At 50.3% G+C, this 24867-nt stretch carries 19 protein-coding genes; 8 read left to right on the forward strand and 11 right to left on the reverse strand.

What is annotated here, in order from left to right; translation table 11 throughout:
* The first annotated feature begins 27 nt into the window (after positions 1-27).
* Both ppsA and H6585_11825 read left to right on the forward strand, forming a co-directional pair.
* Positions 28-2454, forward strand: coding sequence for a phosphoenolpyruvate synthase (gene ppsA / locus H6585_11820; GenBank protein ID MCB9449017.1), 2427 nt, complete (start codon positions 28-30; stop codon positions 2452-2454).
* Positions 2455-2478: 24 nt separating this feature from the next.
* Entirely contained in the window at positions 2479-3234 is a 756-nt protein-coding gene (locus H6585_11825; protein MCB9449018.1) for an SDR family oxidoreductase, read from the forward strand.
* Between the two features lie 78 nt (positions 3235-3312).
* Here H6585_11825 and H6585_11830 read toward each other — a convergent pair whose 3' ends face one another.
* From H6585_11830 to asnB, 3 genes are all read right to left on the reverse strand, one after another.
* Positions 3313-3582 (reverse strand): hypothetical protein, encoded by a 270-nt coding sequence (locus H6585_11830; GenBank protein ID MCB9449019.1) that lies wholly within the window; start codon positions 3580-3582, stop codon positions 3313-3315.
* A 282-nt stretch (positions 3583-3864) separates the two neighbouring features.
* Positions 3865-4845 carry an alpha/beta fold hydrolase gene (locus H6585_11835; GenBank protein MCB9449020.1) on the reverse strand — a complete coding sequence of 327 codons (981 nt, stop codon included), beginning with the start codon at positions 4843-4845 and terminating at the stop codon, positions 3865-3867.
* Between the two features lie 59 nt (positions 4846-4904).
* Positions 4905-6572 carry an asparagine synthase B gene (gene asnB / locus H6585_11840; GenBank protein MCB9449021.1) on the reverse strand — a complete coding sequence of 556 codons (1668 nt, stop codon included), beginning with the start codon at positions 6570-6572 and terminating at the stop codon, positions 4905-4907.
* Between the two features lie 335 nt (positions 6573-6907).
* On the opposite strand from asnB, the gene H6585_11845 reads away from it, so the two are divergent.
* From H6585_11845 to H6585_11855, 3 genes are read left to right on the forward strand one after another with little or no spacing between them, the layout of a single operon-like run.
* Positions 6908-8371 (forward strand): GWxTD domain-containing protein, encoded by a 1464-nt coding sequence (locus H6585_11845; GenBank protein MCB9449022.1) that lies wholly within the window; start codon positions 6908-6910, stop codon positions 8369-8371.
* Entirely contained in the window at positions 8368-9252 is an 885-nt protein-coding gene (locus H6585_11850) for a lysophospholipid acyltransferase family protein (protein MCB9449023.1), read from the forward strand. Before H6585_11845 ends, H6585_11850 begins: the two co-directional genes overlap by 4 nt.
* Positions 9253-9264: 12 nt before the next feature.
* Positions 9265-10323 carry a glycosyltransferase family 2 protein gene (locus tag H6585_11855; GenBank protein MCB9449024.1) on the forward strand — a complete coding sequence of 353 codons (1059 nt, stop codon included), beginning with the start codon at positions 9265-9267 and terminating at the stop codon, positions 10321-10323.
* On the opposite strand, the gene aroQ is transcribed toward H6585_11855, so the two are convergent.
* Positions 10307-10732: a type II 3-dehydroquinate dehydratase gene (aroQ, locus tag H6585_11860; GenBank protein ID MCB9449025.1), complete on the reverse strand. Its 426-nt coding sequence runs from the start codon at positions 10730-10732 to the stop codon at positions 10307-10309. The genes H6585_11855 and aroQ overlap by 17 nt on opposite strands.
* Before the next feature lie 70 nt (positions 10733-10802).
* Entirely contained in the window at positions 10803-11135 is a 333-nt protein-coding gene (locus H6585_11865) for a hypothetical protein (protein MCB9449026.1), read from the reverse strand.
* 139 nt (positions 11136-11274) lie between these two features.
* Here H6585_11865 and H6585_11870 point away from each other — a divergent pair, with 139 nt between their 5' ends.
* Positions 11275-11652, forward strand: coding sequence for a CoA-binding protein (locus tag H6585_11870; protein ID MCB9449027.1), 378 nt, complete (start codon positions 11275-11277; stop codon positions 11650-11652).
* Here H6585_11870 and H6585_11875 read toward each other — a convergent pair.
* Together H6585_11875 and H6585_11880 are read right to left on the reverse strand one after the other, a co-directional pair.
* Positions 11649-12872, reverse strand: a complete 1224-nt coding sequence (locus tag H6585_11875; GenBank protein ID MCB9449028.1) for a hypothetical protein — start codon at positions 12870-12872, stop codon at positions 11649-11651. The two genes, H6585_11870 and H6585_11875, sit on opposite strands and share 4 nt — an antisense overlap.
* Positions 12869-13447, reverse strand: coding sequence for a sigma-70 family RNA polymerase sigma factor (locus H6585_11880; protein ID MCB9449029.1), 579 nt, complete (start codon positions 13445-13447; stop codon positions 12869-12871). The genes H6585_11875 and H6585_11880 overlap by 4 nt, the downstream gene beginning before the upstream one ends.
* Before the next feature lie 188 nt (positions 13448-13635).
* Here H6585_11880 and H6585_11885 point away from each other — a divergent pair, with 188 nt between their 5' ends.
* Complete coding sequence (locus tag H6585_11885) at positions 13636-14184, forward strand: SRPBCC family protein (GenBank protein ID MCB9449030.1); 549 nt, start codon at positions 13636-13638, stop codon at positions 14182-14184.
* Here the strand turns inward: H6585_11885 and tsaD are convergent.
* Positions 14178-15197: a tRNA (adenosine(37)-N6)-threonylcarbamoyltransferase complex transferase subunit TsaD gene (gene tsaD / locus H6585_11890; protein MCB9449031.1), complete on the reverse strand. Its 1020-nt coding sequence runs from the start codon at positions 15195-15197 to the stop codon at positions 14178-14180. The two genes, H6585_11885 and tsaD, sit on opposite strands and share 7 nt — an antisense overlap.
* 96 nt (positions 15198-15293) lie before the next feature.
* Here tsaD and H6585_11895 point away from each other — a divergent pair, with 96 nt between their 5' ends.
* Positions 15294-19769, forward strand: a complete 4476-nt coding sequence (locus H6585_11895) for a translocation/assembly module TamB (protein ID MCB9449032.1) — start codon at positions 15294-15296, stop codon at positions 19767-19769.
* Between the two features lie 283 nt (positions 19770-20052).
* Here the strand turns inward: H6585_11895 and tnpA are convergent, their stop codons facing one another.
* The 3 genes from tnpA to rplS form a co-directional block, all read right to left on the reverse strand.
* Entirely contained in the window at positions 20053-20517 is a 465-nt protein-coding gene (gene tnpA, locus H6585_11900; protein MCB9449033.1) for an IS200/IS605 family transposase, read from the reverse strand.
* A 353-nt stretch (positions 20518-20870) separates the two neighbouring features.
* Positions 20871-24323: a pyruvate carboxylase gene (locus H6585_11905; protein ID MCB9449034.1), complete on the reverse strand. Its 3453-nt coding sequence runs from the start codon at positions 24321-24323 to the stop codon at positions 20871-20873.
* 125 nt (positions 24324-24448) lie between these two features.
* Positions 24449-24796, reverse strand: coding sequence for a 50S ribosomal protein L19 (gene rplS / locus H6585_11910; GenBank protein ID MCB9449035.1), 348 nt, complete (start codon positions 24794-24796; stop codon positions 24449-24451).
* Positions 24797-24867: the final 71 nt, after the last annotated feature.

Below are 24867 nucleotides of genomic sequence, written 5' to 3' on the forward strand. Positions count from 1 at the left end.
CGTTCTGCTTTTTCAAATCCCACCCCCATGAAAAATCAGGATCGCTACATCCTCCCGTTTGAAAACATCAACCTTGAAAACCTGCCGCAGGTGGGTGGAAAGAATGCGTCGCTCGGTGAAATGGTTCAAAACATGAAGCAGGCCGGCATCCGTGTGCCGGAAGGATTTGCCGTTACCGCGTCTGCCTTCTGGGATTTCCTGGATCACAATGTCATTCGTGACCGGCTGGAGGAAGTAATGGGTTCGCTGGACACAGCTTCTTTCGCCAACTTGCAAGACGTCGGCAGCCAGGCGCGTGAGCTTGTGCTGTCCGGAGAAATACCGCCACCGCTGGATCACGCCATCCGTGCGGCATACCGACAGCTGGTCGGCAACGATACAAACCTTTCAATGGCGGTTCGCTCCAGCGCAACGGCGGAAGACTTACCGAACGCCAGCTTCGCCGGTCAGCATGAGAGTTACCTGAATGTGCAGGGCGAAGAGGAATTGCTGATTGCTTACAGAAAATGCCTGGCATCCCTCTTTACCGATCGTGCCATCAAGTACAGGGTGGATAATGGATTCGGGCAAATGGATGTGGCCTTGTCGGTCGGTGTACAGAAGATGGTCAGAAGTGATAAAGGTGCATCCGGGGTCATCTTTACCCTCGATCCTGAAACCGGTTTCAGGGATGTGGTGGCCATCAGCGGAATATGGGGACTCGGAGAAAACATCGTGCAGGGAACCGTTGATCCGGATGAGTTCGTTGTTTTTAAACCCTCGCTGCAACAAAACAAGAAAGCTGTGATCTCTACCAAGCTGGGAAAAAAGCAAAAAACGATGGTGTATGCCGGAAAGGGGGCGGGCAAAGAAATAACTACCCAAAACATAGAAACTTCTCCTGATAAAAGGGTGCAGTTTGTACTCTCGGAAAAGGAAGCGGAAGAACTTGCACGTTGGGCGGTGCGCATTGAAGACCATTACGGTAAACCGATGGACATCGAATGGGCCAGGGACGGATTGACCGGTGAATGTTTTGTGGTGCAAGCGCGCCCTGAAACCGTACATGCACAAAGCCGGAATTCATATCTGATCCGTACATACCGGCTGAAAAAAGAAGGAACAGAGCTGACCCGGGGAACCGGCTTGGGGAATAAGATTGCCAGTGGCCGTGCAAGGGTACTGAAGAGTCCGGCGGAAGCAGATAAGCTTCTGGAAGGAGAAGTATTGGTGACGGATCTCACCACCCCCGACTGGGATCCGGTGATGAAAAAAGCATCGGCCATCGTGACCAACAAAGGTGGCCGTACCAGCCATGCCGCAATTGTCGCACGGGAGCTCGGCGTGGCTGCGATCGTGGGAACCGGTGATGCCACCCGGGTGATAAAGGATGGTGATGAGGTGACCGTATCATGCACCGGCGGGCAGACAGGTATTGTTTACGCAGGCATCCTGCCTTGGGAAGAACATACTGTAGACACCAGGGAAATTCCCTTGCCGGGAATAAAGGTGATGCTGATCCTGGCCGATCCCGACAAGGCCTTCGGATATTCGTTCCTTCCCAACAACGGTGTGGGGTTGATGCGTATGGAGTTTGTGATCAACAACGCCATCCGCATTCATCCGATGGCATTGGTTCGTTTCAATGAACTGGAAGATGCCGGGGCGATATCAAAGATCAATGCGTTAACCGCCGGTTACAAAAAAAAGGAAGATTACTTCATTGAAAAGTTGTCGCAGGCTGTGGCAACCGTTGCTGCGGCCTTCTATCCCAAAGATGTGATCGTGCGCATGAGTGATTTCAAATCAAATGAGTATGCCAACCTGATCGGAGGTCACCCATTCGAACCGCACGAAGAAAATCCGATGATCGGTTTCCGTGGCGCTTCCCGGTATTACAGTCCGCTCTACAAAGAAGGTTTTCGGCTGGAGTGCAAAGCCATGAAAGTGGTGCGTGATGACATGGGCCTCACCAATGTAAAGCTCATGATTCCCTTCTGCAGAACACCTGAAGAAGGAAAGAAGGTGGTGGAGGTGATGGCTGAATCCGGACTGAAACGCGGAGAGAACGGCCTTGAGATTTACACCATGATCGAGATTCCCAGCAATGTGATTGTGGCGGAAAAATTCGCGGAGGTGTTCGACGGGTTTTCGATCGGGTCGAACGACCTGACTCAGCTGACCCTGGGCCTCGACAGGGATTCGGCGCTGGTGAATGCCTTGTTCAATGAGAACGATGAAGCGGTCAAACGATTGATATCACAGGTGATCAGAGCCGCCAAAAGTGCGGGAACGCCCGTGGGTTTGTGCGGTCAGGCGCCCAGTGATCTTCCTGATTTTGCCGGCTTCCTGATCGGTGAAGGGATCGATAGCATCTCTTTCAATCCGGATGCTTTGATCAAAGGCATTCGCAACATACATGCCGCCGAGCACCATTCGGTTGCTTCCGGCACGAAACAAAAAGAACCCATTTAATGAACCCACATAACTAGATCTCACATGGAAAAAATATTTAATAACAAAGTAGCCCTGGTGACCGGCGGAAGTTTCGGCATAGGCAGGGCAACCGCCATTGCATTTGCAGAAAGGGGCGCCAGGGTGGTGATCGCCGACGTAATGGATGATGGTGATACGGTTCAACAGGTCAAAAATGCGGGATCCGAAGCGCTGTTTGTGAAATGTGATGTGTCGAAAGACGCCGATGTGGAGAACCTGGTGGCCCAGACCGTAAAAAAGTTCGGTAGATTGGATTTTGCTTATAACAATGCCGGGATTGAAGGTGTACAGGCGCCGACATCGGAATGCACCGAAGAAAACTGGGACCGTACCCTGGGAGTGAACCTGAAGGGCATCTGGCTGTGTATGAAACATGAGGTGCCCGTGATGCTGAAAAACGGAGGCGGGGCCATCGTGAACTGCGCATCCGTCGCAGGACTCGTGGGCTTCCCGGGCATGCCGGCGTATGTGGCATCGAAACATGGTGTAGTTGGTCTTACCAAAACTGCAGCGCTGGAGTATGTTAAGCAGGGAATCAGGGTGAATGCAGTTTGCCCGGGCGTGATTCATACACCTATGGTAGACCGGATAACAGGGCACGATAAGGTGGCCGAAAAGCAATTCGCTGACATGGAACCTATCGGTAGAATGGGAGAACCGGGTGAAGTGGCGCAGGCTGTTGTTTGGCTGTGTTCCGATCAGTCGTCATTCATTACGGGTAACGCATTGGCCGTAGACGGTGGGTGGATTGCACAGTAAAAGACGAATGTGAGGTGTGAAAATAAAAAAGACCTCCGGGAGGGAAGTCTTTCAATGGTTATTGGTCGTATGATGGTTTTACAAGATCATGCAGTAAATGGTTGAGGCAGCCACCAGCAGGTACATGAATGCCATCAGCAAGTTGTTGCGCATGCGCACACGGCTGGTTACCCGGAAATGCAATGCAAGCGTCAGCATAATCAACACAATCACGGATGCATAGATCTGCAACAACGTCTCGCGTTCAGGTCGTGCTTGGATTATCTGGAATGTCGCCAACAGGCAACTGAGTCCGAACAAATAGGACGACAATAGGTGTTTATACAGGTAAATACCAAAAATCTTCATAGCTCCACAAATATTAAATCCAAAGGTCGATAAGTTCCTGCTTTAGGTATGGATACGTAGGTAGCGTTGCTTTGGTTATAAGATTCTGCGAAATAAGGCCCTTCTTCGGTGAATGGCAGTTTATTTCTTCTCAACGAAGGTGAACAGGTAAAGTGAACTGTTCGAGGAACCTACATTACCTTGTTGTGAACATGCGGGTGGATGCATGTTCAAAGGAATTGTAGCGGGTCTGATCCAGGATAGCCGGAAGGAGAAAAGGGAGGAACGGATGTTTTCGTGGTGCTATTTTTTCATGAATGCATCGAATACCTTTCGGAACTTATCGTGTTCTTCTGCCATCGGGTTATGGCCGCTGTTCTCAAACATCACGAATTCAGCTTGCGGCATGTACTTCTTGTACTGGATGGCGTATTCAGGAATGGCCACGAAATCATAACGCCCGAATAGCAAGAGGGTAGGCGCCTTGACCTCTTTCAATCGCTTTCTGTAGTCAAGATCTATCATTTGTCCTCCGACAAAAAAGTCGGCATCGCGCCCGATCAGGGTATAGTATACATCCGTGTTCATCATGTGATCGGGAGCCATGTCGGGTTTTCTTTCCAGTTTTTTCCTGTTGTGCATGTCGTGAATGTACATGAAACCGGTTGGGATGCTTCCATACACGTCCATAAATACAGAATCGCTGGAAACATAACCTTCGTGTCGCAATGAATCCACTTTGGCCCATTTCTCCGGGAATTGCGTCTGGCAAAGGTGGTTGTAGCTGTCGCAGTTGGCCTGCCACATTTCACCGCTGTGGAAGCCTGCAGCAATCACCAGGCGTTTCAGGTGATCGGGGTGTGCCAGGGCATATCCCTGGGCTACTACGGTTCCATAAGAATGTCCGAACACCGTCCATTTATCCAGGTGCAAGGCTTCCCTCAAAGCTTCGAGGTCGTCGATGTCTCTTTGGATGCTGTACTCGGAGGGGGATTTCGCTCTTGCGGAATACCCCCGTCCGAATGCATCAAAAAAGATCAGCTGGTACTTGTCGGCCAGGTCTCCCATGTACAATTGCATGTAGTCATGTGAATTGCCCGGACCTCCCGGGATGAACACGATCGGGTCACCTTTGCCCATCACCTCCACATACAGGCTGTCGCCGTTGATCAGCATCTTGTGCCCGCCATTTTCCCCCATCTGAGCGAGAGAAACATTAGAACCAAGAAGAAATGAGGCCAGGCCAAGTAGGGTGGAGCGAAGCAAAAAAGTGAGGTTGTTCATTTGTGTCGTGTATTCGGTTGAGGTTCCAAAATAGGATTCCTGATTGAAGACTCAAAACATTACTTGTAAGCCTCCATGTGAACGTTCTTAACGGCCCGTCCGGAGGGGTCGTTGGCGTTTCGGAAGCTTTCATCCCAAGCCAGCGCCTCAGGTGTACTGCATGCCACGGACGGCACGCTGGGTACGGTGGAGGCTGCTGCGTCCGATGGAAAATGTTCGGTGAAGATGGTACGGTAATGGTACTCTTCCTTGCTCATCGGAGGGTTGATGGGGAAACGGAACTTGGCATTGGCCATCTGTTCGTCGGAAACCTTTTCTGCCGCTACCTGTTTCAATGTGTCAATCCAACTATAGCCCACACCATCGCTGAACTGTTCCTTCTGTCGCCATGCAACGCTTTCCGGCAGGTAATCTTCAAAGGCCTTGCGTACCACCCATTTCTCCATCCGATCTTTGGTGATCATCTTATCCTTGGGGTTGATGCGCATGGCTACATCTATGAATTCCTTGTCAAGGAAGGGCACACGTCCTTCCACACCCCATGCCGCCAGCGACTTGTTCGCACGCAGGTTGTCATACAGGTGAAGTTTGCTCAGTTTGCGAACGGTTTCTTCATGGAAGGCCTGTGGGTTCGGGGCCTTGTGGAAGTACAGGTATCCGCCAAACAATTCATCGGAACCTTCACCGGATAGCACCATCTTTACACCCATTGATTTGATCGCACGGGCCATGAGGTACATTGGAGTGGATGCACGGATGGTGGTTACATCATAGGTCTCGAGGTGGTAAATAACATCCCTGATGGCATCCAGTCCTTCCTGGATGGTGAAATGAATTTCGTGGTGGATGGTGCCGATGTGGTCAGCTACTTTCCTTGCGGCGGCAAGGTCGGGGGAGCCTTCCAGGCCCACTGCAAAGGAGTGGAGTTGTGGCCACCATGCATCCTGTTTGCTGTCGCTTTCCACCCGCTTGGAAGCGAATTTCTTAGCAATTGCAGAGATAACCGAGCTGTCCAGTCCGCCCGACAACAACACACCGTAGGGCACATCGGACATAAGCTGTCGCTGAACGGCCTTTTCCAATGCATCTCTCAACTCTGCGATATCTGTCTTGTTGTCTTTTACCGTATCATAAGATTCCCAGTCGCGGGTATACCAGCGCTTGGGTTTGTCGTCTTTGCTCGACAGGTAGTGTCCGGGAGGAAAGAGTTCGATGTGGTTGCAGATACCTTCCAGGGCTTTCAGTTCCGAAGCAACATAAAATTGTCCGTTCGGATCATGGCCCATGTAAAGTGGGATGATGCCCATGTGGTCACGTGCGATCAGGTAAGAATCGTTTTCTTCGTCATACAGGGCGAAGGCAAAGATGCCGTTGAGGTCTTCAAGAAAATCCACACCCTTGTCGCGGTAAAGGGCCAGAATAATTTCGCAATCGGATTCCGTACGGAAGTTGTAGGGATTCTTCAGCTGGTTCCGCAGCTCTCGGTGGTTGTAGATCTCACCGTTTACGGCCAGTACCTGTTTGCCGTTTTCACTGAAAAGCGGTTGTCTTCCGGAGGTCGGATCAACAATTGCCAGGCGTTCATGTGCCAGCAGCGCACGGTCACCGTAGTACATGCCCGACCAGTCGGGACCACGATGCCGAATGCGCTTGGACATTTCCAAGACCTGGGTACGTAATTCCTGCGCGTCTTGCTTCAGGTCAAACACACCAATAAATCCACACATTGTATTGAAATTTGTCTGCCCCGGCCGCCAGCCGGCGGTTACGGCAGACGAAGGGGCGGGTTCAGAAAACACCATTATTATTCACAACGCAATTATTGTTTGCATTGTAAATACCTTCATTGCCGCTATTGAAGAATGGTTCCATGGCTAATCGCAGCAAAGATAGAAAACTAACTCATACCGGTCCATGGCTTGCAAATTTTTTTTATGTGATCATTCCGGATGCAACGCTGCGTTGAAATGTGTATCTTTACGTTACGTTACCGTGTCATATATTGATTCACCCTCCTTTGTGTTCCGGATGCCCGCATCTTTTTCGTTCTAAAAACTCCAAGATGATGAAGCGACATCTGTTCATACTCATGTGTTGTATCGGTATCACCACTTCTGCCGGTGCGGCTGGCCTTGAAGCATTTCTTTCCTACGCCACTTTTTATTCACCCGAACAGGGGCCGTATGTAGAGACTTACATCATGATCAACGGATCAACGGTTGCCTTCTCAAAGGGTGAAGACGGCCGGTATCGTGCGCAGGTGGAAATTGCATTGGATATTCTGAAAGGAGAGGAGCATGTGTATACCGACCGGCATGTGTTGGTAAGTCCTTCCATTTCGGACGCCACCGCTGAAAACCCGAATTTCCTTGACCAGCACAGGGTGGCCCTTCCCAATGGGCAATATGTGTGTCGGATCAGCCTGAAGGACCTTGATCGGGATGGAAATGAAATACAGCAAGACTTCACCCTCGATATAGGGATTTCGGAAACGGATGCAAGCTTGTCTGATCTGGAGATGGTGGAATCCTACGAAAATACCATTGGCCCCCCGGGAAGTTTCAGTAAAAGCGGAAAGGACATCATCCCATTTCCCATGGAGTATTTCGGAGCCCCCAATGATAAACTCATTTTCTATGCCGAAGCTTATCGCACGGATACCCGTTGGATGGCAGGGCAAAAATTCCTGGTCAGGTACTACATCGAAAGGTATGAAAATGAGCAGCCGATGAGTCAATACAGTCGGTTCGTGAAAATGGAAGCGGCTCCGGTGAATGTGGTTCTCGGGGAGTTTCCATTGAAGGATCTTCGTTCGGGTAACTACAACCTGGTCGTTGAATTAAGGGATACGGCGAATCAACTGGTGTTGCAGAAGAAAAAGTATTTTCAAAGAAGCAACCCGGCTTCCACGGCCAGAACCGGGTACGGCCTGGATGCGAGTGAGACCTTCGTGGCATCCATTGGTGGTGGAGATACACTGATGGAATGCATCCGTTGTTTGTATCCCGTCTCGCAGGATTTTGAGCTGCAATTCGCGGAAAATGCAATGAAAAGCAACGATGAAAAGCTGATGCGCAATTACTTCTACGGTTTTTGGGTTGATCGCAACCCTGATAATCCGGAGAAGGCCTGGAATGACTACAAAGCACAGGTTTTACTTGTAGATAAGATGTTCGGTACCAAGTTGAACAAAGGATATGCAACCGATCGAGGTAGGGTGTACCTGAAGTATGGTGCCCCCAATTCCGTGTCGAAGGAAGACAGGGAGCCTTCCGCATATCCCTATGAAATATGGCATTACTACAAGTTGCAGAACCAAACCAACCGCCGGTTTGTGTTCTATAACCCCGATCTGGTAACGGATGAATTTGTCCTGTTGCACAGCGATGCCCGCGGGGAGATTTACAACAGCCAGTGGGATGTGGAAATTCACCGGAGAACAAGCCCGGTTCCTACCCATGATGACCAATCTGTAGAAAAGCATTTCGGCGGCCATACCAAAGATTTGTATCGTTCACCCAGATGACAGCTGGCTATTACCTGATCCTCTTTTTTTGCTATTCGATTGCTTTGTTGCCGCTGCCTGCAAGGAAAGCCCTTGCCAGCCTTGTTGCATTTTTTCTTGGTTATATAGTACGTTACAGGCACGGCGTGATCCGGCGGAACCTGGAGCATGCACTTCCTGCTATGGAACGCAGAGAAAGATCTGCGCTTCAGCGGCGCATCTACCGGCACCTGGGTGACCAATTCCTGGAAGTGATCTCTCAACTGCACATCACCCGTAAAAACATTGCCCGGTATTGTACGGTTACAAACCCTGAGGTGCTTGCCAGGTATTATGCGGAAGGTAAAAACATTGTGGCCGTACTCGGCCATCATGGAAACTGGGAGTTGGCGTCCATTGCACTGAGTCACTTCGGGCCTCATCAGGCGGTAGCCATATATAAGCCGTTGTCAAGCCATATCTCCGACCGGCTATTTCATAAAATCCGATGCAGGTTGGGCTTGCAACTGGTAACCATGAAAGACACCATGCGTCATTTCACGTCTAAGCACGAACGCCCGCATCTGACTATTTTTGCCGGAGATCAGAGTCCGATGAAAAGCGAGATACAACACTGGTGCCGGTTTTTGAATCAGGATACGCCTGTATACCTGGGGGCTGAAAAAATAGCCAGGAAGTATGATATCCCTGTGCTATTTGTGGAGATGATCCAGGTAAAGCGCTTCTGCTACAAGTTAACATTACATAAAGTTACCGATCATCCGAAGGAAGAACCTACATTTGCCATCACAAATCATCATACCCGTATGCTGGAGGAAGCGATCATGCGCCAGCCTGAACTGTGGCTATGGTCACATAAGAGATGGAAGCATAGCCCTGAGCACGCACATTCCCAGGTATAGGGTGATAGACAGATGGATCAGATTGCCATAGTGATATTGAATTGGAACGGGTGCGGGTTGCTCTCCAGGTTCGTTCCCGGGATTGTTGCCCACAGCGACGGTGCCCGTGTGGTGGTGGTGGACAACGGCTCTACGGATGATTCAGTGGCCTGGCTGAGCCAACACCATCCGTCTGTGGAGGTGATTCGTCACAAACAAAACCTGGGATTCACCGGTGGCTACAATGAAGCGCTTAAGCATGTTCAGGCCAAGTATTATGTGATCCTGAATTCAGATGTTGAGGTTACGCCCGGGTGGTTGCAACCCATGCTGGAGTGGATGGAAACAGAGGATCGGTTGGGAGCGATTCAACCCAAACTTCTGGCAGAAAAGCAACGCCACCTTTTCGAATATGCCGGGGCGGGAGGAGGCTTCATTGATAAGTACGGTTTTCCGTTTTGCAGGGGGCGTTTGTTTCAGGATATTGAAGAAGATCACGGTCAGTTCAATGATCGTCGAGAGGTGTTTTGGGCCAGCGGTGCATGTATGTTCATCCGCTCGGAAGCCTTTCATGCCGCCGGCGGTTTCGATAGCGACTTTTTCGCACACATGGAAGAGATTGACCTGTGCTGGCGCTTGAAGCGCATGGGGTACGCCATTGGTTATTGTGGGAGTTCAACGGTGTATCATATGGGTGGAGCTACATTGATCACCGGCAGCCCGCGTAAAACCTACCTGAATTTTCGGAACAACCTCTGCATGCTGTTTAAGAACCTTCCTGAAAAGAAATTTGCACGTACCCTGATCATCAAGATGGTGTTAGATGGTATCGCCAGTATCAGGTTCCTCCTCGAAGGGCATGGATTGAGTTCTTTGGCCGTGCTGAAGGCGCATCTTTATATGTATGGCCACATGAGGATGCTGCGATCCAAACGCAATGAACTGAAACGTCAAGCGAGCGTGAGTGAGGTGTCCAATGTGTATGGTAAAAGCATTGTTTGGACACACTATGTGATGCGCAAACACCGGTTTGATGAATTGGAGGCGGGCCGGTTCCGGGCGCCTGCAGAAGAAATCAGCTTGTCTTATTGAGAAAACTTTCGATACCGAGGCGGTAGGAATCCATCCCGAATCCCACGATACTTCCTTTGCATACCGGTGCTATAAGGCTCTCATGGCGGAATGGTTCGCGGGTATATACATTGGAAATGTGAACTTCAACCACCGGTGCCTTGATGGCGGAAATGGCATCCCTGATGGCCACGGAGGTGTGGGTGTATGCACCGGCATTGAGGATGATGCCATCCAGCGAGAAACCGGCTTCCTGGATAAAGGTTACCAATTCACCTTCCACGTTGCTTTGATGGTAAGTGAGTTCAATCTTTGGAAATAGCTTCCTAAGCGCTTCCAGGTAGTCTTCGAAAGTTTGATGACCGTAAACTTCCGGTTCCCTTTTTCCCAGTAAATTGAGGTTGGGTCCGTTGATGATGGCAAGTTGCATGGGGGCAAATTACGAAAATGCGGTAAACCTGCCTTACGGTTGTAGGTGTGAAACGAGAAAAGGGAGGGTATCAGAAAATAACGACTTCCTTTTTCTTGGCAGTCTGCTTCTCTTTTTCTTCTTCGCCACGGATCGTTTTGGTTTCATACTCAGCCTCGATCAGGCTCATCATCATCTCCTCTTCTTCGCCTGATAAACCGATGTACTGGATATTGCCGATCTGTCCCGACTTGGTTATTGTGGATGCATGTTCCTGTGCCTGTTCCGGAACAATGTATTTGATTTCCTCCCCGAGTCCGGCGTCGCGGAACCCATAGTAGGCAACTCCACCCGAAACCAAAACGGTGGCTGCAACCAGTGCTTTGATCTTTGTCATCCCTGAAGACAGCTTTAATGTGGACATGAGAATGTGATGCTGAGAAGCACCCCAAATGTAGGATTTTGGACAACCAATACCAAAATTCCATAGATAAAAGTTATGAGGAAGTATGTTGTTGCAGGCGAACAGATTGCATAACTTTGTGGAAAACCCTTTGATCGACATGAAAGTTTTGGTACTGGGAGCCAGCCTCAAATCTGACCGTTATTCATACAAGGCGGTTGAACGCTTGCGTGCCGCCGGTTATGAAACTGCGGCGGTGGGTATGCAGACAGGAGCCATAGGAGATGTGGAAGTACTGACCGGTAGGCCTGAAGTGCCTGATGTGGATACCATCAGCCTGTATGTCGGACAAGCACATCAACCCGAATGGTATGATTACATCTTCTCTCTCAAACCCCGCAGAATTATTATGAACCCGGGGACGGAGAACCCCGAGTTGATGCAAATGGCGGCGGAAAGAGGTGTTGAAACAGAAATGGCCTGCACCCTTGTGCTGCTGGCCACCCACCAGTTCGGAGGTCCGGAAAAAACGGTTTAACGTGGGGGCTTGGGGAAGATCACTTCCACCCCGGTTGAATCCTGACCGGCCTCTACGATCCATGCCGGCATGTCTTTCAATACTTTTTCAATGCGCTGACGGGCACCTTCCTCGGGCGTATCCTTCAACTCCACATTTTTTACATGTCCGGTGCCATCCAGCGTCAGCCAGGCGTGGAAAGCACTTGTGTTTGCCCGGTATTTGCCGTTTTCTGCCGCATCCAGGTGATCCCTGAGGTAGTTCTGCAGGGCTTCCTCTCCGCCGGGGAATTGAGGATAAGCTTCCCCCTTGTTGAATGTGTCGGCCCTATTCATATACCCTTCCATTCGTGCACTTTTGTCGGCTATTGGTGCGTCATCCGGTTCAATAGCAGGGGCCTTGGCTTTGCGTTCTTTTGTACGCCCTTCCTGAGATTGATCGCCGTATACAGCTTTATCTAACTTTTCCACGGGAACAGAATCGGTCGTTTCAAAAATTTCGTCCAACCCTCCCAGCAAGGGTGTATAGTTATACTTGACATCATCCTCTTCTTCATGTTTCATTGGAGCAGCAGCGGGAGCCGTCTTTACATCCTGTGGAGCAGCCATTGCATTGCCTGATGCATTCTTTTTGATCACTTCCTGGTCGTTCAGATCAGCAGTGACTTTGAATGCTCCGAAAGCTTCTTCTGGCTTCGTTGCTTTCTCTTCCACAACTTCGGTTTCTTTCAGGGATCGGGTGTCGGTGCCGTTGTTGTTGGTCACCGCAAATGTTTCCTGGTCTTCGTTCAATTGGTTGGAGTCCGTTTCTATGTTTGCTTTCTCCCTCATTGGTTCGGGCGGGTTAGAACGGAAGGTCGTTTCTTTCTCCGGCGTGGTAACCGCCAGGTTGTTGGCATCACCACCGATATTCCCGAGGAGATAGATGGTGGTAACGGATGTCACGGCGATGGCCAGGATGGCTGCTGCATATCGCAACCAGTTGCGTTTGGGTTGTGCGGGAGGTTGTGAAGCGAGTCCTTCGGCCAGCCGGTTACCGATTTCCGATAGGGCCCCGTCCGGGTCCTTCAGCATGGCCAGTCCTTCGGTGATGTCGCGGCACATGTCGCAATTCACCAGATGGCGCTCCACGGCATGGGCTGCCTCTCCTTTCAATTCACCGCGGGCATAGGCTTCCAGCACTTCATGTTCGGGGCATGATGCATCCTGCTGCCAGAGTTGTTGTATGTCGTTGCTGTTCATGGTCCTGTTCCCAGCAGGATGGCCAGGTTTCTTTTTCCGTTTTGAATATAGCTCTTCACCTGCTTCAGGTCGAATCCGGTTGCATCTGCCACCTCCTGGTAAGACTTCTTTTCCAGGTAGAAGAGTCGGATGCACTTTTCATGCTCCGGCTTCAACTGTTTCAATGCGGCTTCCAGATTGGTGAGTTTCTTTTCAAGTTCTCCTTTTTCATTGGGATGCAAAACTTCGGGAAGTTCCATAAGGCTGGGGTTGTTTTCAGGGTCCGATGTGGTCCTGACTTCCTTCCGTTTTCTCATCTGCATCAGGCAATGATTCTTTGCCAGTATGTACAGCCAGCTTTTGAGATGGGTGACCTCATGCCGGCGGATCTTGTCACCCAACGTCATGAAAATGTCCATCACGGCATCTTTGCTTTCTTCTTCATCTCTCAGGTATTTCATACAGACGCCCAGCAACAGTCTTCCGTGGCGGGCGAACAGTTCACCAATCGGTGCCTGATCTTGACCCGAGCGGATGGCATCCAACAACTCGGCGTCGCTCAATCGTTGCAGAAGTCTGACATTACCTGATGGCATAAACGAAGGTACGGATTCGAAAACATTCCAAGCATTGAATTCGGAATTTGGAAAACGAAAAGTATTGATATGTAGTGTTTTGAGTAGGTTTGATCCAGTGAGAACGGTGAATTATCAATACTTCCAATTTTGCATTTTACCCCTCCATGTTAGGAAATTATTATCTTGCGGTACATTCTACGGAAACTATGGGTAAGGCTATCAAGATCGTTCTGGGTTCGTTTCTGGCTGTTCTGTTTATTTTCGCCGTGATCACACCATTTGTGGAAACCAAAAGGAAGGTGGTTCGTTCGGTGGACATCAATGTGCCTTCTGAAAAAGTATTTGAGCAGATCAATGTTCCCAGGAACTGGTTGAACTGGACATCTGCTGACAGCCGTTGTCCGGATACAAAGTTTTACTACAGCGGCAATGTGGAAGGTCGCGACGCCAAACTGAGTGCCGAAAGCAAGACTTGTGGCAATGTTAGTTATCAGATCACCAAAAGCACGGTGAATGAGATTGTGGCTTTTGACATCAACATTGAAAACTCCGGTATGCTGGGCAAAGGGTCCATTACCATTGATCCTGCTCCTTCAGGGGGTGTAAGGGTTGATTTTATCAACATCTGGGATCTTGGCGACGTTCCGTTTTACAAAAGACTTTTTGCCGTGATGATGTTTGATTCGATGGTGGGCGGAGACCTTGAGCACAAGGCACAGGGCTTGAAGGCCTTCTGTGAATCTGCATCTCACTGACCTACCGGCCAGCGCGCGGCGGGCACCGCATTCCAATCGGCAAATTCACCTTTCTTATACTTGATGTATCCGGCCATGGCAATCATGGCTGCGTTATCTGTACAGAATCCGAATGCGGGGATGTATGTATTCCAATCCTTTTCCTGCGCTCTTTCCTGCATTTTTTTCCTCAGGTACGAATTGGCCGATACCCCGCCTGCTATGGCCACATGCCGGATGCCCGTTTCCTCAGCGGCTTTTTCAAGTTTCTCTAACAAAATCATGGTGATGGTGTGCTGAATGGAAGCACAAAGGTCGGCCATGTTTTCTTTGATGAATGCCGGGTTTTTTCCCACTTCAGATTGCAGAAAATACAGGATGGATGTTTTGAGCCCGCTGAAGCTGAAATCAAACCCTTCCACACGCGGATGAGCGAATGTATATGCTTCCGGGTTCCCTTCGGCGCCGTACTTGTCCAACAATGGCCCGCCGGGGTAAGGCAGGTCCAGCATGCGAGCGGATTTATCAAATGCCTCTCCGGCGGCATCGTCAAGGGTTTGCCCGATCACTTTCATGTGGTATCCTTCCTCCACCAGTACCAATTGCGTATGACCTCCGGAAACGGTCAGGCACAGGAATGGAAGGGGTGGTATCGGGCTTCCGTCGCGGATGAAGTGCGCCATCACATGGGCCTCCATGTGGTTCACCGTAATCATGGGTTTGTTCAGTGCAAGCGCCAGTCCCTTGGCAAAAGACACGCCCACCAGCAGAGATCCTAGTAAGCCTGGCCCCCGTGTGTAAGCGATTGCATCCACATCCTTTAATTGTTTACCTGCAGTTTTCAGCGCGGTATCCACAACAGGGATGATGTGCTGAAGATGGGCCCGGGAAGCCAGCTCGGGCACTACACCTCCATATTGTTCATGTACTTTCTGACCTGCCATGATGTTCGACAGGATCTTGTCGTTCACCGACACGGCCGCCGAGGTATCATCGCAGGAAGATTCAATCGCAAGCAATGTCACGTCTTTCATGGGCCAAAGGTATGAAATGGACCGGTGTTGTGGCCCTGTAACATACAGGTAGCGGCGAATTATATTCCTACCTTTATGGTGTTCGTTATACATGGAATGAAGAAGCGACTTCGAAAATGGTTGATCGGGCTGGTGTTGGTGCCGCTGTTGTTGCTGCTCGGGCTTTATGGCGCCCTGAGGAGCCCGGTGGTTCAAACCTGGCTCGTGCAGCAGGTGGCTTCAAAACTTTCGGCAAAAATTGGTAAACGTGTGGCCGTGGAAGGAGTGGATGTCACTTTCTTCACCGGGGTGGTGCTGGAAGGATTGTTCATTGAAGACCAGGAAGCCGATACCCTTGCATACATCGGACGGCTGGAGCTCCATATCGGAGATATCAACCGTCACGAGAAGCTGATACATCTCACCGATACCCGCCTGGAGAACGGGATTATTCGGTTGCGAAGGTATGAAGGACAGGAGCAGCTGAATTTTCAGTTCATTCTCGATTCACTGGCCCGCCCGAAAGACACCACCCGGCAGGAAGGCTGGCGACTTGCATGCCCCGACTACCATTTGAAAGACGTGGATCTCGTCTACCGTGATCTGAACAAATACCGCCCCGATTCAATCGGAGGATTCAATCCGGCAGATGTGCACCTGCATCATCTCAACCTTGGGATGGAAGATGTGAATAGCGTAGAGGATACGCTTTCAGCGCGCATCCGGTATGCTTCTTTCAGTGATAAAAGTGGCTTCAGGCTTGATTACCTGTTCAGTGAGCTCATACTGGCACCCAACAGATTCGTGCTTGGTCGAACGGAGGTGAGAACACCCGGTTCCTTTATTCGTTGTGATGCCGAAGTGGATTTCAAAGATCTGAAGGAACTTCAGGAATTGGCGCCCTCACTTAAACTGAAAGCTGATTTGCAACCCTCGAAAATTGAGGCTGCAGATGTGGCTTACTTTGTTCCCGATTTATGGGGCATCCACCAAAAGATAGAGTTGGCAGGGAACGTGTCCGGCAGGATATCCAATATCAAAGGCAGGGATCTCTCCGTGAAGCTTGCGACCGGAACATCCTTTGAAGGGGATGTTAGTCTCAAGGGTTTGCCTGACATGAAAGCTACTTTCATGCACATCAGCGTGAGTCGTTTCGTGTCTGACGCAAAGGATCTTGCAACCCTTCCGATTCCTCCGTTTTCAAGTGGCAAAAGATTGACCCTCCCAGCCTACTTCTCGCGTTTGGGGAGGTTTACATTTTCAGGCGACTTTACGGGATTTGTTAATGATTTCGTTGCCTACGGAAAACTCAGCACGGCCATCGGGAGCGTATCTACCGACGTTGCCCTGAAGAACCAGGAAGGGGTGGAGTACAACGGGAAAGTCAAAATGAACAGGTTCAACGTAGGGCGCTTTTTTGATGTGGCCGAATTGGGCGAGGTGAGCATGAACGTGAATGTGAACGGTCGCGGGTTCGATAAAGATCATTTGAAAACGAACATGAAGGGAGAGGTGAGTAGCCTGGAGTATAAACAGTATCAATACAAACAATTGGCGCTGGAGGGTTACCTTGAGAACAGGTTGTTCGAAGGACGGTTCCAGGTGAAAGATGACTTCATAGATATGGATTTTGACGGACGGATCGATTATCGTGGTAGTCAACCCATATTCGATTTCGCAAGCAACATCCGCAAAGCGAGCTTCCACCAACTCCACCTGGTGCCGGATGCGTATGCCATGGAACTTCGCGCGGTTGCCAACATCAACATGGTGGGTGACCACATCGACAAGCTGGAAGGTGTGGTCAAACTGAACGATACGCATCTTACCAAAGACTCGGTTTCACTGGATCTGGGTGACTTGGTGCTAAAGACCGGCATCAACGACGGAAAACGAAACATTGTGCTGCAATCGGATCTGGCCGATCTGGATGTAACCGGTTCCTTCAGCATCGCTGATATGAAAACATCCCTCATGCAAACCATAGGCAAATACCTGCCTTCCATGGATGGCGAATCCGCCGGCAGGAAAACCGGAGTCCAGGATGTGAGGTTCGAAGGTGAATTAAAGAACCTGCAAGACCTGGCCTACCTCTACTTTCCTCAATTCGCACCGGGAAAAGGAACCCGGTTTCGCGGCGCCTACAACAGCGCTCAGCCCTACCTGGCCTTTCATATGGATGCCAAAGATGTGGATGTGTCAGGAAGAAAAATAGATGGAATGATGATCGATATGGAATCACAGGACTCCGGCATCTATGCCCAGATCAACTGTGATACCATTCACATCTTGCGGAAACTTGGTGCAAGGCAATTGCACTGGGAGGGATTGGCCAATGCCGATACGTTGGATTATCAGCTCACGTGGGACAACCTCGACTCCGGTAGCTATAAGGGAAATGTGTCCGGTACGCTGGACTTTACCGCATACCCGAAGCTTGCACACGTGTTCCATAATACCGAGGTAACATTCTATGATACATTGTGGACAGTGGCACCTGGAAATTACCTCGTGGTAGATACCGGTGTGATAGAAGTGAGTCATATGGAAGTGAATTCCAATAGCCAGTCCCTGAAGGTAAATGGACGCATATCCCGCAACCCTTATGACAAGCTGCTTGTGGGTTTTGATGACTTCGATCTGCGCAAAACCGATCCGTTCCTGGAAGGAAAACTGATCAACATCAAAGGTGTGATCAATGGGCAGGCTGCCCTATCCAATCTCTATAAAAATCCTGTGATATCAAGTAACATCGAATTCCGCGGGTTGCGAATCAACGACCAGGAAGTGGGAGACGGGGTGGTGAACAGCGATTGGGATCCCGAGGGGGAGAAGGCCATACTGAAAGGCCGCTTTGCAAGGAACAACATTCCTTCCGTGGAATTTGCGGGAAACTATTTCCCCTTCGAAAAAGAAAATGTGCTGGACCTGGACATCAATATTTCCCATATCCGACTTAATCTGTTCAAAGATTATGTGAACGGATTCGTGTCGGATCTGAACGGTGTGGCTCGCGGACAACTGCATATAGGCGGCAACTTTGTAGATCCGAAAGTGAACGGTGATCTGGAATTGCTGCACACTGTTTTCAATGTGAACTACCTGAATACCCGCTACAACTTCGGAAGTACCCTTCGCTTCACGGATCATTGGATCGAGTTCGACAGCCTCGTGCTGTACGATTCGTTTCATGGAAGCCGCGCCATCACCTACGGACGCTTTTTTCACGATGGCTTCCGCAACTGGGGACTCGACCTCAGCATGGATCTGCAAAACTTTTATTGTCTGAATACCACCGCGCGCAACAACAGTTTGTACTATGGGCAGGCATATGCAACCGGCCTGGTAAGCGTGCGAGGCAGCGTCAACGACCTGACGATTGATATAGCGGCAAAGCCAGAGAAAGGTACCCAGATCAACATTCCACTTGACAACCCCGACGAGGTGAGCGAAAGTGGGTTTGTGATGTTTATTGATCCGAAAAAGGATACCCTTGTGGAGAAGAAAGACTACCATGTGGACCTCAGTGGAATTCAGCTGAACATGGATCTGGAAGTGACACCTGATGCTGAAGTGCAGTTGATCTTTGACGAGAAGGTAGGGGATGTGATGAAGGGAAGAGGTAACTCCAACCTGAAGCTGGAGATCAGTTCGAGGGGTAAGTTCAACATGTACGGTACCTATGAGGTGACCGATGGAGATTATCTCTTTACGCTACAGAACGTGATCAACAAAAAATACAAAGTGGAGCAGGGTGGAACGATCATCTGGAATGGAAATCCGTACGATGCCGAACTCGATCTGAAGGCGGTGTACAATGTTCGGACTTCGCTGTCTGATCTTTTCCAGGATACATCACAGGTATACCGCAAACGGGTGCCAGTGAACTGCGACATGTTCCTGACCGGGAAATTGTTGTCCCCGGAGATCCGCTTCGGGGTATCATTGCCCAATAGTCCGGAGGATGTCAGAAGCCAGGTTAGCAGTGTGCTGAACTCCGATGAGGAAGTGAACCGGCAGGTGTTCAGCCTCCTGATGCTGTCACGATTCACCAATCCGGGTCAGTACGGATCCGGTGTGTTGGGTTCGCAGAATATGTTTGAACAGGGAGCCGGCAACACCACCAGTGAGTTGTTATCCCACCAGCTCAGTAACTGGATCTCGCAACTGAGTGATAAGTATGACATCGGTGTGAACTATCGCCCGGGCGACAAGCTCACCGATGAAGAACTCGAAGTGGCCTTGTCGACCCAGTTGTTTCACGACCGTGTGCAGGTGGAAAGCAACGTGGGTTATGCCGGCAACCAGCACTCCAATACCTCCAGGGTTGTAGGTGATTTCAACGTAGAGTACAAGGTGCGGGAAGATGGTAAGTTCAGGGTGAAAGCCTTCAACCGCTCCAATGATTTCGATCTCCTGAGCAATGAAGCGCCCTACACACAAGGCGTGGGTTTGTTCTATAGGCAGGAATTCGATCAGTGGAAAGGCTTGATGAGAAAGATCTTTTCCAAAGGATCGAAAGACCAGGAAGAAAATGACCAGGATGCTGCGCCTGCGCCTGAGAAGGAAAATGAAACGCCGGATCAGCAGTGATGAGAGGTTGTTAAGTTTGCCTGTGGATTGTGGCGTTCCGATGGAACGCTTTTTTCTTTATTCAGCGTTATTATTCCACCAATGTGCTGTTCCTAACGGAACAGGCATGTGTCCAAGCAAATTGCCATGCCGTACTTTTTGATTGTTCCGTTACTGACTTGAATCAGCTACGACGGAACCGACAGATGTCAAATGAAAGCCGGATGCTGTGCTCCATCGGAGCATCACATGGGTGGAACGATAACAACAAAGATGATCGCGCGTGCCGTGGGTACGCTACGAGTCATTGCGCAATCGAATCGAATAGAAATCTCTCGTCGTATTCTATCTCAAATCTTGTTAATAATTCGATGTACTCTTCACGGAAGCTTCTTTTCCTATGATGATCCTCCTGATTCTTGATGTACCCGATAATATTTGGAAGATCCGATTTGGCATAGGAAAAAGCTCCAAAACCGTTTTGCCAGGAAAAAGACCCTGGTACATACTTGTTCTCATTGATCCACTTTGTTGATTCAACCTTGATCTTCTGAACAAGCTCTGATAATGAATGGGTAGGGCGCATGCCAAATAGCAGGTGAATGTGGTCCGGCATGCCATTGATGATGATCGGCTTGTGATGATGGTTCTTAAGTATGCCGGATATGTAGGCGTAGAGTTTATCCTTCCAAACGTCTTCAATCAGATATTGTCTGTGTTTGACTGCAAATAGCGCATGGATGTGAATTTGGGAATACGAGTTAGGCATTGCGTTTTTTTGCAATGTTAGACAATCGCACCGCTTTGAGGACGTTTCAGGCAAGTTTGAACATCACATTCTCCGGAAAAAGTTATGCTTCTCGATTGTGACGTTCTTATGGAACGCTTTTTTCTTTATCCAAAGTTCTTCTTCCACCAATGTGTTGTTCCTAACGGAACAGACGTTTGTCCAATGAAAGTACAATGCCGTACTTTTTGATTGTTCCGTTACTGACTTGGATCAGCTACGACGGAACCGACAGATGTCAAATGAAAGCCGGATGCTGTGCTCCATCGGAGCACCACATGGGTGGAACGATAACAACAAAGATGATCGCGCGTGCCGTAGGTACGCTACATCCCTTACGACAACGTCACCACCAAATCATCTGTATTCACCAGTGTGCCTTCCTTCAGGTGCAGCGATTTGATTTCTCCCACGGCGTGCGCTGTTACCGTCGTTTCCATTTTCATCGCTTCGATCACGAACAGCGGCTCGTTCTTTTTAACCGGCTGACCTTTCTTCACGAATATCTTGGAAAGCAGTCCCTGTAACGGTGCGCCCACCTGCTTCGCGTTGTCGCCATCGATCTTCGGGTTTTCCGCTTTCTCGATTTTCAGCGAGCGGTCGAGGACGTCCATGTTGCGCGTTTGTCCGTTCACCTTGAAGAAAACGGTTCGTTTGCCTTCGGCATTTGCCGGGCCTACCGACAGCAATCGAATGATGATTTCCTTTCCTTCCGCGATCTTGATCACGCACTCTTCGTTCAGGTCCATGCCGAAGAAAAAATTCTTGGTAGGGATCTTGGCCATGTCGCCGAACTGGAGGTGCATGTTATAGGTTTGCTCGTATACTTTGGGGTAGAGCATGAACGAAAGGAAATCGGTGAACGCCAGTTCGCGGTCGAACTTCGGTTGGAACCGTTTCAGGAAGGCATCGAACTCCGCCTCCAGGTCGATCGGTTTCATGTGTGCATTCGGCCGGTCGGTGTAGGGTTTCTTTTCCTTCAGGATGATCTTCTGGAGTTTTTTCGGGAAGCCGCCTACCGGTTGGCCGAGGTCTCCTTTGAAGAAGTTCACCACGGATTCGGGGAAGTTGATGGTGTCGCCCTTTTCCAGTACTTCTTCTGCAGTCAGTTCATTGGATACCATGAACAGCGCCATGTCACCCACCACCTTGGAACTCGGTGTCACCTTCACGATGTCTCCGAACAGGTGATTCACCTCTTCATATACTTTGGTGATCTGATCGAACTTGTCTGCCAGTCCCAACGCCCTTGCTTGCGGCTTCAGGTTGGAGTACTGTCCGCCCGGGATCTCATGTTTGAACACGGCAGCGGTTCCTGCTTTTAGTCCGGACTCAAACGGGTAGTAGTACTCACGGACAGTTTCCCAATAGGATGAGAATGCATTCAACGAATCCATGTCGAATTCATGGTGGCGTTTGTGATCCCTCAGGATTTCCACCATGCTGTTGAAGTTGGGTTGCGATGTGAGACCCGACATGCCGCCGAGTGCTACGTCCACCACATCCACACCGGCTTCCACCGCCTTGAGGTAGGTTGCGGGTTGGATGGAAGAAGTGTCGTGCGTGTGCAGGTGAATCGGAAGTTTTACGGTTGCCTTCAATCCTTTGATCAGTTCGGTGGCCGCATAAGGCTTCAGCAGGCCGGCCATGTCTTTGATTGCGATGATATGGGCGCCGGCATCCTCCATTTGCTTGGCCAGCTTCAGGTAGTAATCCAGGTTGTATTTGCTGCGCTTCGGATCGAGGATATCGCCTGTATAGCACATGGCGGTTTCAGCCAGGCCGCCGGTACGTTTCCTTACATACTTGATGCAGGGCTCGATGTTCTTCATCCAGTTGAGGGAATCGAAAATGCGGAATACGTCGATGCCCGTTTCCCATGACTTCTCCACGAAAGCCTCGATGAGGTTGTCCGGGTAGGCGGTGTAGCCTACGCCGTTCGAGCCCCTGATCAGCATTTGCAGCAGGATATTGGGTACCGCCTCACGGATCTCCGCCAGTCGCCTCCACGGGTTTTCATTCAGGAAGCGCAGGCACACGTCGAAGGTGGCGCCGCCCCATACTTCCATGGAGAAAGTTTGCGGATGATGCTTGGCGTAGCTTTCGGCGACCTTGATCATGTCGTAGGTGCGCATGCGCGTGGCAAGCAGCGACTGGTGTGCGTCGCGGAAAGTGGTATCGGTATAATGGATCTTTTTTTCCTTGGCCAGCCATTCCGAGAACTTATCGGGACCCAGTTTGGTGAGTATGTCTTTGGTGCCTTTCGGGTAGGGGGCGTAAGGATCGAAATCGGGCACAACCGGCTTTTCGAATTTCTTGGTCTTGTCCACGAACTTCACATCCGGGTTGCCGTTCACCACCACTTCGGCGAGGTAGTTGATGGCTTTGGTGGCGCGGTCCTGCCGCATGTTCAGGCGGAAGAGTTCCCTGTGGTCGGCGATGAAGTTTACCGTAGCTTTTCCTTCTTTGAACACCGGGTGTTGCAGGATGTTTTCAAGGAACTGCATGTTGGTTTTCACGCCGCGGATACGGAACTCCTTCAGTGCGCGGTCCATCTTGCGACAGGCGCCGTCGAGCGTGCGCGACAGGGCCGACACTTTCACCAGCATGGAGTCGAAGAACGGACTCACCTTTGCGCCTTGGTACACCGATCCCACGTCGAGGCGGATGCCGAAACCGGCAGCGCTGCGGTAGGTGACGATGGTGCCGTAATCGGGTTTGAAATCGTTGGCAGGATCTTCGGTGGTGATGCGGCACTGGATGGCATAGCCGGAAACCTTGATGGACTCCTGGCTTGGGATTTTGATCTGTTTGTCGGAGAGCTTGTACCCGCCGGCCACGAAGATCTGGGTTTTGATCAGGTCGATGCCGGTCACCATTTCGGTCACGGTATGTTCAACCTGGATGCGGGGGTTGACTTCGATGAAGAAGATGTTGTAGTCCTTGTCGACCAGGAATTCCACCGTACCCACGTTGTTGTATCCAACGGCGCGTGTGATGCCGGTGGCGTACTGGTACAGCTTCTCTTTCACGTCCTGGGGGATGCCGAAGGAAGGCGCCACCTCAATCACCTTCTGGTAGCGTCGCTGTACGGAGCAGTCGCGTTCGAACAGGTGTACCAGGTTGCCGTGGCGGTCGGCGGCGATCTGGATCTCGATGTGTTTGGGCTGATCAACGAACTTTTCAATGAAGACCGTGTCGTCGCCGAAGGCATTGCGTGCTTCGCGACGGGCTTCCTCAAAGCCTTTTTCCAGGTCTTCCTTCACACGGATCACGCGCATACCGCGACCACCGCCACCCGCTGCGGCTTTCAGCATCACCGGGTACCCGATTCTTTTGGCTTCATCCAGGGCGACCTTCAGCGAGGTCAGGTCTTTCTGGCTGCTCTGGATGATGGGGATGTTGTTCTGTTCGGCGATCAGTTTGGCGCTGATCTTGTCTCCCAGTTTTTCCATCACTTCCGGGTCGGGACCGATGAAGATGATGTTGTTTTCGCGGCACTTCCTGGCGAAAGTGGCGTTTTCGGAGAGAAACCCATAACCGGGGTGGATGGCATCCACCTTACACTTTTTCGCCACCCTGATGATCTCATCAATGTCCAGGTAGGGTTTCAGGGGCTCGTGATCGGGACCGATCTGGTAGGATTCATCCGCCTTGTACCGATGCTGGGAATACCGGTCCTCGAACGTATAAATCGCAACGGTTTTCAAACCGATCTCCACACAGGCACGGAATACACGGATGGCAATTTCGCCACGGTTGGCAACGAGCACTTTTTTGATCTCCATTAGGGGGCTTTGTTAGGGAGTGTTAGAGTTAAAGGGTTCTGTTTTTCAGTGAGTTATTAAAATTGGGAGAACAAAAAAACCCCGGAGGTTTACGTCCGGGGTTTGATGGTATTTCACGGGGAATGTTATTTTCTCTTTTCCTGGATCCGTGCCTTCTTTCCCGTCAGTTCGCGGAGATAATACAGGCGTTTCCTGCGTACCTTACCATGCTTCGTTACTTCCACCTTATCAATAAAAGGAGAAGCAATCGGGAAGATACGTTCAACACCCACGCCGCTTGACATTTTGCGAACGGTGAATGAGGCAAGCGGACCATGTCCTTTGCGTTGCATAACCACGCCCTGATACTGCTGGACGCGTTCTTTTCCGCCTTCGCGGATTTTATAATGCACGATCAATGTGTCGCCTGCCTGAAATTCCGGCAGTTCGGCTTTCGTATTGATCTGGTTTTCGATTTTATTCAACAGGTTCATGACAACATGATGTTTACGAGTGCGCAAAATTAACGCTTTTACTTGAATAAACAAGCACTATTTGAAGTCGA

The sequence above is a fragment of the Flavobacteriales bacterium genome (genome assembly GCA_020635855.1).
Classification (GTDB): domain Bacteria; phylum Bacteroidota; class Bacteroidia; order JACJYZ01; family JACJYZ01; genus JACJYZ01.

Excerpts from the sequence above, each read along its gene's own strand:
- ppsA (MCB9449017.1), top strand. The coding sequence starts at position 28 with ATGAAAAATCAGGATCGCTACATCCTCCCGTTTGAAAACATCAACCTT.
- H6585_11825 (MCB9449018.1), top strand. The coding sequence starts at position 2,479 with ATGGAAAAAATATTTAATAACAAAGTAGCCCTGGTGACCGGCGGAAGT.
- H6585_11830 (MCB9449019.1), bottom strand. The coding sequence starts at position 3,582 with ATGAAGATTTTTGGTATTTACCTGTATAAACACCTATTGTCGTCCTAT.
- H6585_11835 (MCB9449020.1), bottom strand. The coding sequence starts at position 4,845 with ATGAACAACCTCACTTTTTTGCTTCGCTCCACCCTACTTGGCCTGGCC.
- asnB (MCB9449021.1), bottom strand. The coding sequence starts at position 6,572 with ATGTGTGGATTTATTGGTGTGTTTGACCTGAAGCAAGACGCGCAGGAA.
- H6585_11845 (MCB9449022.1), top strand. The coding sequence starts at position 6,908 with ATGATGAAGCGACATCTGTTCATACTCATGTGTTGTATCGGTATCACC.
- H6585_11850 (MCB9449023.1), top strand. The coding sequence starts at position 8,368 with ATGACAGCTGGCTATTACCTGATCCTCTTTTTTTGCTATTCGATTGCT.
- H6585_11855 (MCB9449024.1), top strand. The coding sequence starts at position 9,265 with ATGGATCAGATTGCCATAGTGATATTGAATTGGAACGGGTGCGGGTTG.
- aroQ (MCB9449025.1), bottom strand. The coding sequence starts at position 10,732 with ATGCAACTTGCCATCATCAACGGACCCAACCTCAATTTACTGGGAAAA.
- H6585_11865 (MCB9449026.1), bottom strand. The coding sequence starts at position 11,135 with ATGTCCACATTAAAGCTGTCTTCAGGGATGACAAAGATCAAAGCACTG.
- H6585_11870 (MCB9449027.1), top strand. The coding sequence starts at position 11,275 with ATGAAAGTTTTGGTACTGGGAGCCAGCCTCAAATCTGACCGTTATTCA.
- H6585_11875 (MCB9449028.1), bottom strand. The coding sequence starts at position 12,872 with ATGAACAGCAACGACATACAACAACTCTGGCAGCAGGATGCATCATGC.
- H6585_11880 (MCB9449029.1), bottom strand. The coding sequence starts at position 13,447 with ATGCCATCAGGTAATGTCAGACTTCTGCAACGATTGAGCGACGCCGAG.
- H6585_11885 (MCB9449030.1), top strand. The coding sequence starts at position 13,636 with ATGGGTAAGGCTATCAAGATCGTTCTGGGTTCGTTTCTGGCTGTTCTG.
- tsaD (MCB9449031.1), bottom strand. The coding sequence starts at position 15,197 with ATGAAAGACGTGACATTGCTTGCGATTGAATCTTCCTGCGATGATACC.
- H6585_11895 (MCB9449032.1), top strand. The coding sequence starts at position 15,294 with ATGAAGAAGCGACTTCGAAAATGGTTGATCGGGCTGGTGTTGGTGCCG.
- tnpA (MCB9449033.1), bottom strand. The coding sequence starts at position 20,517 with ATGCCTAACTCGTATTCCCAAATTCACATCCATGCGCTATTTGCAGTC.
- H6585_11905 (MCB9449034.1), bottom strand. The coding sequence starts at position 24,323 with ATGGAGATCAAAAAAGTGCTCGTTGCCAACCGTGGCGAAATTGCCATC.
- rplS (MCB9449035.1), bottom strand. The coding sequence starts at position 24,796 with ATGAACCTGTTGAATAAAATCGAAAACCAGATCAATACGAAAGCCGAA.